The organism is Aliidiomarina sp. (assembly GCF_022565475.1).
Taxonomy (GTDB): domain Bacteria; phylum Pseudomonadota; class Gammaproteobacteria; order Enterobacterales; family Alteromonadaceae; genus Aliidiomarina.
Map to the genome: position 1 here is coordinate 252,580 of NZ_JAIUMR010000003.1, position 14,637 is coordinate 267,216.

Consider the following 14,637-nt stretch of genomic DNA (forward strand, 5'->3'; position numbering starts at 1 on the left):
CCTTTAGGGTAAATTGTTGTGATTTCGACCTAGGATGAGCGGGTCGTATGGGTTTTGAAGCTGAAGTGTTTGCAGTAAGAATTGCTTTTCGGCTTCATCGTCGAGAAAATCCATTAAGGTAATCCGCAACTGCCGATTTTGCGGATTTTTAGTCAATTGCGTGCGAAGTAACTGCTGCGCAAGCTCGATATAACCAACGTTATACCAAGCGACAGCTAAAACGTAGGCGTAATAGTCGTTATCCGGTGCAAGTGCGACAGCTTGCTGTAAGGCTTCGATACCCTGGGGCAAGGATCCAGCACGAATCCTCGACAAGGATAAAGCGAACTGCAAATCGGCATCGTCAGGCCACATTTCGACCTGTTCCTCAAGGTAGTGTGTGCTCAATTCGATAGATTGTGTTTCATACGCCTGTGCTTTAGCGACAATCGCAGGGCTAAAGCCGGGTTCAATCGAAAGGGCTTGGTCAATACTCGCGGTGACAAAGTCGAGTTGCTGTGTGGCTTGATAGAATCCAGCCAGGCTGAAGTGCGCCTCCGGTCGTCCCTGCAACTCGGTTTGAACCTGCTTGAATTCAGCGAGTGTGTCTTGGGCGATGTTTTGTCCAGATTGCAACGCATTTTCAATGGCAGTCTCGCTCGCAACCATACGCACGGACCGGCTTGAATCATTCAGCATTCGCTGCAGCAGAGCTTGCAATTGGAGTGGGCCTAGAAAGCTCGCAGAAACATCTAATGCGGTTCGCCGTACGATAGGGCTCGTGTGCTCAAGGGCAGCAGTTACCTTTTCAACTAGCGGCTCTGCCGGATAGTGCTGAGACTCTGCGAGTAAAGCAGCGTAGCGAATCGGCGGCAGATCGGTCCGTTGCAGCTGCAACAAGAGCGTGTCCACGGCATTTGGTTGGCCGTGCCGCGCTCGAAAAAGTGCTTCAGCAAACCCACCATCGGCGGGTTCAAAGTTGGGATAACGCTGTTTAAAGGCTTGCACGAGCACGGATGGATCGTCATCGACGTGACAGCTGAGACATGCGTCTGAGTGACCTAATGCAAGCGCTTGTTCGGGATTCGGAATGCTAAAGCTGTGGTCATGACGGGCATCGTTACCCATATAGACTTTGCTCGGCATGTGACAACTGCTGCACTGAGCGCCGCTCGTGCCTTCAGGATGAAAGTGATGCTGTGCACTCTGATAATTTACGGCAAGCAAACCGCTACTATCGAAGTCGTCGCGTGGAGGATTCGTTGCGGGATTATGGCATTGCAGGCACACTCCATTCCCCGGCGCTTTTAAATCGCCTGAATGGGGATTATGGCAGTCACTACAGACGACTCCTTTTTGATACATACGACTTTGAATAAAAGAGCCGTACTCGAAGACTTCGTCTTTGATTTTACCGTCAACTTCATATAAATCAGCCGTTAATAGGCTGAGTAGATAGTGATCATGAAAGTCTGTAGAAGGCTCCTGTGGGCCAAGAGGGGAGCGTCGGCTATGGCATTGGGCGCACGTGTCGACTTGTTTCCCACCCCCCGCGCGAAGTGACGTCAGAAAGCCCTTTTGTGGTTCACTCGTTGGTTGCTCTGCCCAAGCCAGGTGACCGCCTGCAGGTCCATGACAGGCTTGACAGCCAACGCCTAATGACTGCCACTGTGCTTGATAGGTTTTCGTTGCCGGTGTGTACTGGACTTGGTATCCACTCGTGTGGCATTCGACGCATTGTAACGTTGCATTTTGCGCGGACCGTTGCCAATGCAATGGATTTGATGGCTCGATATTTAACCCTAGATTAAGCTCAAACCAACGCTTTTGCTCCGTGTCCCAACCAATCGGTAAGGCTTGTAAACTGCCATCACCGTTATCCACAAGGTATTGTTGCAGAGGCTCCCAACCGAAGGTATAAGCGATGGAAAACTCGTTACTTTCATTTGCGTTATTCTGGACGCTAACAAAATAATCTTGCTCACGTTGGTAAAAGCGAAATGACTCTGAGGACGAGTTGTATGTGATATCACTGAAGGCGCCGCGGACCGATCGGGCAGTTGGCTTGAGCATCGCGAGGTGGTGATGAGAACCCTGCCAATGATCAAACTCAGCTTGATGGCATTGCTGACAGGTCTGTTCGTTTACCCATTCTGAATGCGACTGAAGCGTCGCCAACTGAGCATCATCGCGACTCGATAGAGAGTGCTGAGTGGATATGCCAATAATCGTGAGCACAACAATGGCTAAACATAGCCAACGAGCTTTGAACATGAGCTGTGTTGCATCCCTTCATCGAATGAACAATCTTGAGGCGACAACTCATAATTAAATAGCGATTATGAACATCCTTGGCGAGGTTAAAAAATAACCATAACAAAGATATAGCGAACAAAGAGAATAGTGTCAATGAAATAAACTCAACGCAGACTGAGAGCAATCACCCAGACTTGGGAAAACCATTGTTCGTCACGCTGAAAAATACGGATGACACCTTGTTCACTCAGTTGCTTGTAAATATCAAGGTGTTTGGTCACGAATGGCTTGACCGGCAGATCGCCAATGGCGTGAATACGAACATTAAAGTGGCTGAGTGCAGCGCGCAGCGTGTCTTGGTAATCACTCAGTGTATGCAAGGGAAGCCAGAGCTCAGATTTACTGTGCATGTACTTTGGCGCTTGTTCAAGTAAGGCGATGACTAAATGATTCCCCCTCTCCCCACCATCAATTGCAATCGCTTCGTCAGGGTTTACCGGCGTATCGTCCGAGAGCACAATTTCTTGTGGGAGATTGGCAACGATCTGATCAAAGGTACCGGTTACACCGGTAAAAAAAGGTCCTTGTCGGGTCTGAACCTCAACACCATTGCGGATGGCGTTGGCCGTGGTCAATTCGAGCGATGCTTCCACCACGTCGGTTGCTGTGACTTGGGCACCCTGTAATGCTGCTGTCACGGCTAAAATTCCTGAACCGGTGCCAATATCTAAGACTTGTGTATGGGGCTGGAATTGAATCGTGCGAGCAAAATATAAACCGTGGGCGCTGGGGGCAAAAACACCTGGACGGCTTTCTAGCTCAACGGTTGTTGCGCCCACTTGGTATTGGAGAATAGTCTTTTGCATGTTCAAGCTCCCAGAAATAGCTCTAATAAGCTTAAGCTGGAACGCGGAGGTCGACAAATAACCTTTTCGTCTTGTTTATTCTTTTCGTTTTGCGTTTAAGGTGCGTATGAGCGATTGAACTTGGGTGGTCGCTGATTGATAGCTTCGTGTGTAGGAAACATTGTAATTGTCAGGCTTTTTCATCAGCGTCGCGTATTCAAACTCTTCAATACGCCGCAGCAATGACCCCAAACGGCCACGGTACTGCAAAACCGCTTCTTTAATTTCCACAGCGACATTTAATTCGGCGAGGAAGTCACCTTTGTCGACGTTGAATAACAGATCACAGCCTGACAGAAGGCCGGTTAAGAAGGCTCGATTAGCACTTTCTTTATCTAAATGCGCATGGGCTAAATCTGAGCACATAAAAGCGCGCTCGAGAATAATTCGAGTGTGCGCTGTATCGACAAACTGTAAGCACGAAATTAAAAGCACCCATTTTCGGAGTGGCTCGATACCAATCAAGATTATAATTTCTTTCACAGTTTCAATCGGACGCGACGCGCCGTAGTAGGGACTATTGGCAATTCGGAGCAACTTAGAGACAAGTGTGGCATCGGTTTTGAGAGCAGCAGTTAGACGTTCTAAGTCGGGCTCGGGCTGAAAAAGCACATCAATAATCCGACCAAACTCAATGGCGGTTCGAGGCAATCGCCTGCCGGTAACGAGTTTAGGCTTGGCCAAATAGTAGCCTTGAAACAGGTGAAACCCCAAGTTTTTGAAGCTTTGATAGGTGTGTTGGTCTTCAATTTTTTCGGCTAGCCATAAGGTATTGGGAGTGTGAATCGTACGAAAAAACTGACTGGCCTCGGTTAGCGTGGTCTTTTCGACGTCAACTTTGACAATACTTGCTAATTGCAAGAGTGGCTCCCAACTCGGCAGAAACTCGAAATCGTCAAGGGCAAAACGAAAGCCGGCTTGTATCCACGATTCGATGGCTTGAATAAGTTCAGGAGTTGGCGTAATTCGTTCAACCAGTTCGATAATCACAAACTGAGGGTCAATCGGTAAAAAAGCCTTCGACAATAGGAAGTCTGCGGTGACATTGATACAGACCGGATATTGAAAATGCTCTACATGCTCGGCAATGCCAGTGCATAAATTATAAATAAGCTCGCTGGTTGCAATTTCTTCACCGACATCAAGTGCGTTCAAGCCGGAGTCACTGCGGTAAAGTAATTCGTAGGCAAAAATGCGCTGTTCACGATCATAAATAGGCTGAGCGGCGAACAATTGATGATCAATCATTGGCGAAAAATCTCATACGTACTCCATGTTTTTTTGTGCATGCTTTAGGTCCGTGTGACATCGTCATAATTCGATGTCGGCATGTCAAATCGTTGCCCTAATGTAAACACAAACAACAAAGCCCGCAAGGCTCAAACGCCAAGCGGGCTAAAAGTACTACTTCTGGGGGGGTTACTGCTGCAAAAATGATTCGATGGTTTGCGTGATACTTTCATCAGTGGGTTTTACAGGACTGGCAAAGCTGCGCACCTGTGTACCATCGGCTGAAATCACGTACTTGTGAAAATTCCAACGAGGCGCTTGCTCGGTCGCATTCGTCAGTGCTTGAAACACGCTATTCGCTTCCTCACCCGTTACCTTAGTCGTTGCCATCATCGGAAACGTGACACCGAAGTTGCGGAAACAAACTTCGGCAGTTGCTTCTTCATCGGCATACTCTTGGCGGAAACTGTCTGACGGGAAACCAAGAATGACGAGGCCTTGCTCTTGGTACTCACGATAAATGGTTTCCAAATCTTCAAATTGACCCGTGTAGCCGCATTGGCTGGCGGTATTGACGACCATCACCACTTTGCCTTTACTCAGTTCACACAAATCGTGTTCGCTGTTCGAATGTAAGGCGCGCAGAGAAGTATCGAGTGGAGCAAGGCAGCCATTCGCACTCTTCGAAAAAATTTGTTCGCCGGCATTGTCGTTGAGATCATTTGCAGACACAGACAGTTGCGGCAAAGCAAGCGTGCCAACGTAGAGCAAAATCGCAGCACTAACGCGCATCGTAATTTCGATTCGATTGACTTTGTTCATGTTCAATAACCTCAAAGATAACGACTACCTATATAATAGACGGAGTCCGACGAAATAGATCAGTAATTCACACAATATTTAATTTTCGACCACTGTTTTTTATTAGGTATTACCTTCGGCCGCTCGGTAATCACAAGTACCTCTTCCATGTCGGAGTGAGTAACCATCCTCCCTTCAGCGTTCACCCTGTTGGATTACCTTTTCAGCTCAATATTTTTGTATCTGCTCGTTCACTTACAATGTCGTCACTGCGACATTATTTCACACTTGAGTAAGGAACATCCTATGAGTAAGAAGACGTTCATGCAGCTTTCGGCATTTGCACTAGCCCTTGGTTTAACCGCTTGCGCTCAGTCGCCTACGCTCAATTCAACATTACCAATGAAAGATGGTGAGTTCTCAATTGACGGCATGATCTTTGGCTTGGCAGAAGCTGAAGTCTTTCGTGAACAATATGACAGCGCACCAGTCATTGGAGACACCATGAGCGCGTTGCCGCATCTTGCTCCGCTCGAGTATACCGGGAATCGTGTGCATGAAGTTCGCTTAGATACCTTCGCCCAGAAAGTCGAAGTAGCGCCAGGAGTCAATTTTAATGCATGGACCTACGGCGGTTCAGTCCCTGGCCCGACTTTACATGTTCGCGAAGGTGATCGTGTCGTCTTTACCATGAAAAACCGTTCGGATGAGCCGGTCGTAGTCACGGATCCATTGCGCGGTGGAGCACCATACTTCCAACAACTCGCCGCGAACCCTTACCAAAAGCATCAACCTGCGGTCAGCCCCATGCCACACTCTATGGACTTTCATAGCGGGACAGTCGCGGCCGACGATAAATGGCGAACCATTGCGCCGGGTGAGACTATTCGCTTTGAATGGGTCGCGAACTACCCAGGTGTATACATGTATCACTGCGGTACACCAAGCGTTTTGATGCATACGGCTATGGGCCAATATGGGGCCGTGGTTGTGTCGCCAAAAGGTGGCTATCCGACAGATCATTTAGTCGACCATGAATATGTGATAGTCCAGTCTGAGTTTTATTTAGAAAAAGTAGGTGATGAGTACATTTACGACCATCAAGCAGCGATGAATCGGAATCCTAGCCATGTGACATTTAATGGTCATGTGTCAGCACTCATTGATGAGCCACTGCGTGCGAAAGCCGGGGATCGCGTCCGTTTGTATTTCCTCAATGCGGGACCAAGCGATACCTCAAGTTTCCACGTGATTGGTGGAATTTTTGATCGAGTCTGGTACGAGGGCAATGTCGAAAACGAATGGCGAGGCATGCAAACAGTGCTGCTTGGAGCGAGTAACAGCGCGGTTATGGAGTTTATTGTACCTGAATCAGGCGTTTACAAACTGGTGGATCATGAGTTTGCCGACGCTGAGCGTGGTGCTGCTGGCGCATTAATTGCCACACCTAAGGACAGTAACTGATGATCAAACGCGCTCGTTCATTGGCATTATGCGGTCTGCTTGTGACCGCATTACCCGCGATGTCGAGTCAGGTGGTGATCCCTGCCGGTGAGTTTGTCTCACCGGTTATACTCGACCAAGAAATCAGCCGAGTCTGGGTCGATGCATTTCGTCTTGATGTACAACCGGTCACGCGCAATGAGTTTGCTGATTTTGTGCGCAAACACCCTGAATGGCAGCGTGATCGCACGCCACGCATTTTTCATGATGGCGGCTATCTCACAAACTGGCTATCCGCGGTAGAACCCGGTTCAGCTGAAACAGCGCCGGTGACACAGGTGTCCTGGTTTGCTGCTCGAGCCTATTGTGAAGCAGATGGCGGCTCACTTCCGACGTTAGAGCAATGGGAATATGCGCTCAGCGTTCAACGTCAACAAGCAAACCTCAACGATGATGACTATGCTCGCGAAGTGTTTGCTTGGTATACGCAAACGCCGTTTATATCCCGGGCCGAGGACAATGAGGCCATGCTTGGTTTGCTCGGACAGGTCAACGAATGGCTCGAAGACTATCAACTCTTGTTAAGTAATGGCGAAAAAATCGACTTTGGTGGTGGTTCGTGTGGTGACACAGCGCGGATGCTAGCAAACTTCGATGCAGCTCATTACGCAACATTTCTGCGTTATCAATCGCGCAGCAACTATACCCCAGTCACTACAACGAGCACTTTGGGTTTTCGTTGCGCATATCCTGAGGAGTAACCGATGATGAAGAACGGCTTGCGATTAAACCATTTGAGCAGGGCACTCATAGCGTCATTCTTGCTGACAGCACCTATGGCATTAGCTCATGCTCAAGACCATAGCCATCGACACCACCAACACGGCCACCATCAGCATCATGGTGAAGCACTCGCTGCGGCAGCTCCGTTGACAAATGAGTCGCTTTACCAAACTGAGCTAAGCTGGGTGAATCAGCATAACGAAACGGTAGAACTGACTGACTTGCGTGGCAAGCCGGTGATTGTCACCATGATTTACGCCAGCTGCAACACAGCTTGCCCTGTGCTGGTGCAGGATATTCGTCGTGTCGAACAACAACTTGGCGACGCCGCGGCCAACACCCAAGTATTGGTGGTTAGCTTTGACCATGAAAATGATACTCCAGAGCGCTTAGCTGAATTTGCTGAGCAACAACGCGCCAATAAAGACGGTTGGCATTTCGTGACGGGCAGTGCGAGTGATATTCGCACTTGGGCTGCGTTAATGGGCATTCGATATCGACAAAACCCCAATGGCGGTTACGACCACAGTAACGTGATTGGCGTGCTTAATGCAGAAGGCGAATTAGTATATCGACACGAAGGTTTAAGCCGCCTCCACGAGAAGGTCGCGCAGGTTGTACGAGACCTGTAAGTTGTTGATGAAATAAAGCCCGGCATTTCCAAATTAACATTAGAGGTAACCGGGCTTCACCCTCGCATACTATCGAAATAATCATTTAAAAACAGTCAGATAATGTAAAAAGATATTGAAAAGACATTAATCAGACATGCCCTCACTTTGCCTTTTCGTGATTCCTTGTCATCCTCGACTTCATGATTAAACGGAGCAGAGGAAACGCATGAAGAAATTGAAATGGATGCTACTCGTTGTCGGACTATCTGGTTTTATTGCTGGTTGTACGCAATCGGATACAGCTGATGTAAATAGCCACTGGCGAGCGAACTTAAATACACCTGCGACCGCTGAGATGAAGGCGGCCGATGACGGTCCTTATGCATTTTATCGGGATAATTACACGCTTCTTGACCTCTACTGGGTTTGTGCTGACCAAGTCATCGAGCGTCGCCAGCCTGTGTCGGAATTAATTCCGGTTGAGTGTGGTTACCGCAAACCAATCAGCGCTGGACCGCCGGCAGAGGTATTGCCGCAAGTGCGCTTTAGCGCCAATAAAGTGGCGGCACTCTCAGATATACATGGCCAATTCGAGATTCTACTTGGCCTTTTACAAGCCAATCATTTGATTACTGATACTTGGGATTGGAACTTTGGCGATGGGCATTTGGTGATTGCAGGTGATGTTTTCGACCGTGGCCCACAGCAAACAGAAGCACTGTGGTTGTTATATCAGCTCGATAAACAGGCGCAAGCTGCCGGTGGACGCGTGCACATGTTGCTCGGTAACCATGAAACTATGGTGCTTTACGACGACTTACGCTACCTCAATGACAAATACCACCATGTCGCTGAACGCCTTGAAAAGCGCTTTCCTGAGCTTTATGGCACCGACACAGTGTTAGGTGCTTGGCTGCATTCCCGGCCGGTCATTGTCAAAGTGAATAACATCTTATTCATGCATGGAGGTCTTCATCCGGACTATGAAGAGCTTGGTTTAAGCATTGCCGAAATCAATGAGCATTATCGAGCCTCACTTGGTGTGCCTCGGCGCGTTCTGATGGAAACACCAGTTCTCGACTTTATTTATGGCAGCATGGGTCCGCTGTGGTATCGCGGTTATTTTCGTGACCGGGATCCCATCACCTCTGAACAAATCGATCACTTACTTAAGTCTTTAAGCGTTGGCCATATTGTTGTTGGCCATACAAGTTTTCCTGGCGTGTTTCAACACTGGGACGGACGAGTGATTAATGTCGATTCCGACATAAAACGTGGCCAAAGCGGTGAAATTTTGTTCTGGGAGGACGGGGAATTCACATTAGGTACCCTGGATGGGACGCGAATGGTAATTCCGGATTGGATTGAATCGCATTAAAAATCAGCAAGTTAAAATCGAAAGAGATTAAAAAGAGAATAACAAGATGACGAACAGAGCTTGGCGTCGTTGATTTGCAAGTGAGCTCTGTCAAGTTGTAAGGGCAGGCATGATTAAACGATTGGTTCGGTGATGTACAAACGTTTGAACAACGACTGTGGAGCACGTCGTATTCGGCGACTGACAGCTTCTAGAAATAAAAACAAAGAAAAACAAAGAAAAACAAGGTGGAAAATCATGAACAAACCAACGTTAGTTGCCAGCGCAATTTCTATGGTTTTGGCAGTGAGTACGCTGCATGTCGCAGCAGCGCAAGAAGTCGAGTCCGGACAGAACCCAGCACAGGCCGAAGAAACAGTCGAACGCATTGAAGTGACCGGTTCTCGAATTCGTCGAACGGATATGGAGGGTGTTGCACCCGTAACGGTAATTACCGCGGAAGACTTGGCTAACAGCGGTTACACATCGATTGAAGATTTACTACAAGCATCGGTCGGTAACGCCGGACGAACCATTGAAGGAAACGAAACAAGTTGGACGCAAGGTGCGCATACGATCAACTTACGCGGAATGGGCGCCAACCGTACCTTGGTTTTAGTCAACGGAAAGCGGATTCCACAATATCCAACGGCGACCGGTGGCTCGACAACTTTCGTCGATATTTCCACATTTCCAAGCAGTGCAATTGAGCGGATCGAAATTCTCAGCGGTGGGGCGTCTGCAATTTACGGTTCCGACGCCGTAGGCGGGGTTGTGAATATCATCTTGAAGCGTCGCTTTGAAGGCAGCGCACTGAATTTACGAGGTGAAAAAACTCATGAAGGTGGGCGAGATCGTCAACGCGCGTCATTCACGACCGGCATTAATTCGAGCCTTGGACAAACACTATTTGTTTTAGATTTTGCATTTGATCAACTACTGCGCCAAGGCGACCGAGACTTTACCAATCGCTGGGGTGTCGATGGCAACAATATCGGCAGTAGCACGTCGCTGCGTTTCCAAGATCGACAGCGCTTTTATCATAGCGCTGTCGATGTTCGACCAACTGAACAAGAATGTCATGACGTCCTTGGCGAATTTGCCCTGTGGTATGACCGCTCGGTCAGCAGTACCCAATGTCGATTTGATACCTTAACCACGCCGGGTTTAGCGACCGGTAAAAAAGAATTCAATATTGTCATGAATCATCATGCTGAATTGGACTCAGGTTGGGACATCAACTGGTTAGTACAAGCCTCGGATCGTACTTCGACGCGCGCGAATTCGGAGAAAGGGATTAGTCCAGACATTTTCATGGACCGCAATAATCCAGGGAATTACAGCTATGATTCGTCAGACTTTGAAGACGCGGTTGAATTCCGCTTGCGTCGCCGGCTCGTCGATTATGGCCAACTACGAAATTACACCGGTGAACAGCAAAATTTCACCCAGTCATTAAGTTTTGGGCGCAGCATCGGCCAGTATGAATTCGACTTTACTTGGTCGTATGGTAAAGCAACGTTCTTCCGCCGTGGGCGCAACCAATTGTTAGCGGACGAGTTACTGAATGTTGTGAGTTTTGATCCAGCGGACTCGGCCAATCCAGACAAGTGGTATCCAATGGATCTCATGACGCCTGAGCAAGTTGAGCGTTTGTATGCCGAAACGCTCACAGACGCCGACTCAGGTTTGAACCAGTTCCTAGCGGTACTGAGTGGTGATTTGTTTGACCTCAACACTGGACCAGTTCAGTTTGCTCTTTCAGGCGAGTGGAACCGAGAATGGTATTCCGACGTCAAAGATGACAATACTTTAAGCGGCAACCTACTTGGTCAAGGCGGCACACAAGGGGAAGGTGCGCGCAAACGCTACGCTATAGCTGGTGAGCTTGCTATTCCGATTGTTGCTAGCGTAAGCGGGCAATATCTTGATGCTAGCATTGCTACACGATACGACTATTATGACGACGAATCGGCGGTCAACGGCGCGTTCACGCCGCAGTTGGGTCTGATTTATCGCCCGAATGACAGCCTACTATTTCGTGGTAACGCCGGTCGTAGTTTCCGTGCTCCGGACATGCACCGTTTGTATGCTGGCTTAAGCCGCTCATTCAGCAGTACGACCTTCCACGTCGACCCGAGCCATCCAGCTGAACCGGATCGCTTTGAATCCATTTCAGCAGGAAACACAGATTTGCGGGAAGAGCGCGGAAAATTCTTTAACTTAGGTACGGTGTTCCAGGTTGGTGACAACTTTAACGGGATGATTGATTTTTGGCATATCTCGTTGCGTGGAGCAGTCTATACCGAGAGTGTCAGTCGCATTTTGGCCGACCCTTACTATGATCGGACGAATGTGGCGAGCAACTGTAATGAGCTGACGAACCTTGGTTACATCATGCAGCAGCCGGCCGATCAGGATTATGCCGACGTGTTCTGCGTACGTCGTGGCACAATCAATAGTGCCTATGAAGCTTCGCGGGGCCTCGATGCCGACCTCAGTTACACCTGGAATACAGAGTCATATGGTGATTTCCGCTTACGGACTCGAGTCTCTCGGACGCTGAAAAAGCAATATCAAGCCTTTGAAGATAGCCGCCGTGTCGAAGAAACGGAAGAGAACTATCTGCAGAAATGGAAAGGCGACATTTCGTTGCGCTGGCGGATGGGCAAATGGACGTCGAACGTCGCCTATTACTATTTAGGCACTGGTGAAGGTGTACATTCGTGGAATATTGACGGCCAGCTTACGCCTGTGACTAGTAAGCTCGGAACCTTCAATCGCGTGAATGTGAATACCAGCTATCGCTTTAACAGCAGCCATCGCTTAACGGCCGGTATCAATAACTTGTTCGACGAAATGCCGCCGGAGTTTGCACCGGGGCACCCGAGTCGTAACAGCGTACCGTTCTTTTTGCGTAACAATGGCTATAACGTGATTGGCAGAACCTATACGTTATCGTACCAATATCGCTTCTAATCTGAACGCACGTGAGTACATGTAGTCGACCCCGAAAGGGGGCTTTTTCTAGACTATTCATTATTATGTAATTTGAGTAGTATAGTTTCACGACTTTTGTATTCTGCCGCGACGTAGCTAAATGACTCGAATAGACGATTCGGAATCTAGTTCCAACTTACAGCAATATCAAATTGCTGATGTTGTCGTTGACCCGTTACAACTCGAGATTTGTACGACCGAAGGCGAATGTATTGCATTACAAAAGCGTCCGATCGAAGTGTTGTGCTATCTCATTGAGGCCCATCCGCGCCTTGTCACACGTGAAGAGCTGATTGAAAACATTTGGGATGGTAATGCGTATGTCGGTGAGAAAGCATTAACCAACGTGATTTGGCAATTACGCTCAAGCTTTGAAAAACTCGGTTTGTGTGACTGTATTCAAACTGTTCGAAAGCGCGGTTATCGGCTGGCCGCGGAACCGTTTGCGCTAAATGTCGACTCAGTGACTTCTCTTGGTAATGGACTGGTATCTGCAAGTAGCCCGATTAAAAATAGAATACTGAAGTTCGTATTGGCGCCAATAGCACTGCTGATATTCGTCGTAGCTATCGGTTTAGGGCTCCTGCCCGAACGGACGAACAAGATTGAAGGCGCTGATTTAGCGTCTGTCGAAATTGTGACGACCGGAGTTGGTCGAGCGCAATTCGCATCAATTTCCCCTGACGGCCAACAATTGGTTTATGCCATGCGCCCTTTCAGTGGTGAAAGTAATCTGTACTTGCATGACTTGCGCAATCCATACGAAAAATATCAATTAACCTTTTCACCGCATCGCGAAACTAGACCCGTATGGAGTCGAACTGGTCGTCATGTTGTGTTTCCCCGAGAGGAACAGGGCAGTGGACGTTGCGCTTTTTATGCGGTTGATGTAATTACCCGAGAAGAACAACGCCTTTCAGGCTGTCGCCGCTCAGGAACGAGTTACATTACAGCACATCCGTTGAACGACGAGTTTTATTTTAGCGGGCTGACTAGTAACAATAGTAACTTGTATCGGATGACGTGGGATGGTGGTGATGCACGTGTGGAACTACTGCCCTGTGTGCAGAATTGTGAATTTTCAGTGCGCGATGTGAGTATTTCTCCGGATGGACGTTACTTAGCGTTAACCCGGCGAGCGCATCGCTTTTCAGAAGACTTATATATTCGTGATTTAGCAACGCATGAAGAATTTCGGTTAACAGACGACCAAGTGGATATCATAGGTATTTCGTGGCACCCGGATGGGCAGCATGTTGTGATGGCAACAACAGTGAGTAGTGAGCGAATTGGATATTTAGTCAACATTCAGTCTGGTGAACGGCAAAAATTACCTTTTGATAATTTCGGTAGCCCATCGCAGATTAGTGCTGACGGTTCGATTTACTTCCATACCATCGATTCGCAAGTACAACTGTCATACTTCCAACTCACTCCTGACTTGCCGAGTACCGTGTTTCCGTTAACCGCATCGAGCTATCAGCACCGCGATCCGCACTTTAATGCGGTAACGGGGCAGTTCGCATTCGTGAGCAACCGCTCGGGTGCTTATGAGTTATGGATTGCCGACGAAAATTTAATGAACCCGAGAAAATTAACCGCAATCAATAACATGGTTCGTTTTCCGCGTTGGTCCCATGATGGGCGTCATATTGCTTTCGTGGCGCGTTACCCCAGTGAGCAAACGGATGTTTTAAGCTTACTAACGGTGGCGACAGGTCGTGTAGAACGGCTCTATGAATTTGAGCGTGTTCTCGGGCGCCCCACGTGGTGGTATGACGGATCGGCACTGATTGTTCGGGAAGGTGGGGAGCTGCATGTATTAGATCTCGATACGCGTGAGCTGCGACCGCTCACTACTCAGGGTGGTATTTTCGCGCAATCATTACCATCCGGCGATATCTATTTTACTCGCGGTACAAACCGAGGACTGTGGCGGTTAAGAGAAGGTGACGAGGCGGTCCAAGTTATTTCTAACGAAGAATTCGGAACCCGTTATTCATGGGTGGTAACCGATCATGGAATTTATTTCTATCAGCTGAGTGATTCCGAGGACAGACTTGTTTTCTACAACTTCGCTGATGAAACGGTTCGTAACTTAATTGCCGTGCCACCTGAATTGGTGACACGGCAAAGTACGTTTACTTATGATGGCAATAACCAGCGTTTGGTTATTGAGTCTTGGCAAGCTCGCTCGAATATCATGCGCGGGCGCCATGCGCTGTTAAGCCCCTAGGCGCAAACATTAGCCTAAAGAAACTGGAGCTAA

General features: G+C 48.4%; 10 protein-coding genes. 6 read left to right on the forward strand and 4 right to left on the reverse strand.

Annotated features, from left to right (window positions below; translation table 11 throughout):
• Nucleotides 1–3: 3 nt before the first annotated feature.
• From LAT77_RS04505 to LAT77_RS04520, 4 genes are all read right to left on the reverse strand, one after another.
• A complete protein-coding gene (locus LAT77_RS04505; RefSeq protein WP_290563358.1) occupies nucleotides 4–2,253 on the reverse strand; it encodes a cytochrome c3 family protein in 2,250 nt (749 codons plus the stop codon).
• 146 nt (nucleotides 2,254–2,399) lie between these two features.
• Complete coding sequence (locus tag LAT77_RS04510) at nucleotides 2,400–3,101, reverse strand: class I SAM-dependent methyltransferase (RefSeq protein ID WP_290563359.1); 702 nt, start codon at nucleotides 3,099–3,101, stop codon at nucleotides 2,400–2,402.
• Nucleotides 3,102–3,176: 75 nt separating this feature from the next.
• On the reverse strand, nucleotides 3,177–4,388 hold the full coding sequence (locus LAT77_RS04515) for an EAL and HDOD domain-containing protein (RefSeq protein WP_290563360.1): 1,212 nt from the start codon (nucleotides 4,386–4,388) through the stop codon (nucleotides 3,177–3,179).
• 171 nt (nucleotides 4,389–4,559) lie between these two features.
• On the reverse strand, nucleotides 4,560–5,192 hold the full coding sequence (locus LAT77_RS04520) for a glutathione peroxidase (RefSeq protein WP_290563361.1): 633 nt from the start codon (nucleotides 5,190–5,192) through the stop codon (nucleotides 4,560–4,562).
• 285 nt (nucleotides 5,193–5,477) lie between these two features.
• Between LAT77_RS04520 and LAT77_RS04525 the strand changes: the two genes are divergently transcribed.
• The 6 genes from LAT77_RS04525 (at nucleotide 5,478) to LAT77_RS04550 (ending at nucleotide 14,604) form a co-directional block, all read left to right on the forward strand.
• Nucleotides 5,478–6,635 (forward strand): multicopper oxidase domain-containing protein, encoded by a 1,158-nt coding sequence (locus LAT77_RS04525; protein ID WP_290563362.1) that lies wholly within the window; start codon nucleotides 5,478–5,480, stop codon nucleotides 6,633–6,635.
• Complete coding sequence (locus tag LAT77_RS04530; RefSeq protein WP_290563363.1) at nucleotides 6,635–7,375, forward strand: formylglycine-generating enzyme family protein; 741 nt, start codon at nucleotides 6,635–6,637, stop codon at nucleotides 7,373–7,375. Before LAT77_RS04525 ends, LAT77_RS04530 begins: the two co-directional genes overlap by 1 nt.
• Before the next feature lie 3 nt (nucleotides 7,376–7,378).
• Nucleotides 7,379–8,029 (forward strand): SCO family protein, encoded by a 651-nt coding sequence (locus tag LAT77_RS04535; protein WP_290563364.1) that lies wholly within the window; start codon nucleotides 7,379–7,381, stop codon nucleotides 8,027–8,029.
• Between the two features lie 208 nt (nucleotides 8,030–8,237).
• Nucleotides 8,238–9,389, forward strand: coding sequence for a metallophosphoesterase (locus tag LAT77_RS04540; protein ID WP_290563365.1), 1,152 nt, complete (start codon nucleotides 8,238–8,240; stop codon nucleotides 9,387–9,389).
• A gap of 237 nt (nucleotides 9,390–9,626) precedes the next feature.
• Complete coding sequence (locus LAT77_RS04545; protein WP_290563366.1) at nucleotides 9,627–12,347, forward strand: TonB-dependent receptor; 2,721 nt, start codon at nucleotides 9,627–9,629, stop codon at nucleotides 12,345–12,347.
• Nucleotides 12,348–12,468: 121 nt separating this feature from the next.
• Nucleotides 12,469–14,604, forward strand: a complete 2,136-nt coding sequence (locus tag LAT77_RS04550; RefSeq protein ID WP_290563367.1) for a winged helix-turn-helix domain-containing protein — start codon at nucleotides 12,469–12,471, stop codon at nucleotides 14,602–14,604.
• The last annotated feature ends 33 nt before the right edge of the window (nucleotides 14,605–14,637 follow it).

Excerpts from the sequence above, each read along its gene's own strand:
- LAT77_RS04505 (WP_290563358.1), bottom strand. The coding sequence starts at position 2,253 with ATGTTCAAAGCTCGTTGGCTATGTTTAGCCATTGTTGTGCTCACGATT.
- LAT77_RS04510 (WP_290563359.1), bottom strand. The coding sequence starts at position 3,101 with ATGCAAAAGACTATTCTCCAATACCAAGTGGGCGCAACAACCGTTGAG.
- LAT77_RS04515 (WP_290563360.1), bottom strand. The coding sequence starts at position 4,388 with ATGATTGATCATCAATTGTTCGCCGCTCAGCCTATTTATGATCGTGAA.
- LAT77_RS04520 (WP_290563361.1), bottom strand. The coding sequence starts at position 5,192 with ATGAACAAAGTCAATCGAATCGAAATTACGATGCGCGTTAGTGCTGCG.
- LAT77_RS04525 (WP_290563362.1), top strand. The coding sequence starts at position 5,478 with ATGAGTAAGAAGACGTTCATGCAGCTTTCGGCATTTGCACTAGCCCTT.
- LAT77_RS04530 (WP_290563363.1), top strand. The coding sequence starts at position 6,635 with ATGATCAAACGCGCTCGTTCATTGGCATTATGCGGTCTGCTTGTGACC.
- LAT77_RS04535 (WP_290563364.1), top strand. The coding sequence starts at position 7,379 with ATGATGAAGAACGGCTTGCGATTAAACCATTTGAGCAGGGCACTCATA.
- LAT77_RS04540 (WP_290563365.1), top strand. The coding sequence starts at position 8,238 with ATGAAGAAATTGAAATGGATGCTACTCGTTGTCGGACTATCTGGTTTT.
- LAT77_RS04545 (WP_290563366.1), top strand. The coding sequence starts at position 9,627 with ATGAACAAACCAACGTTAGTTGCCAGCGCAATTTCTATGGTTTTGGCA.
- LAT77_RS04550 (WP_290563367.1), top strand. The coding sequence starts at position 12,469 with ATGACTCGAATAGACGATTCGGAATCTAGTTCCAACTTACAGCAATAT.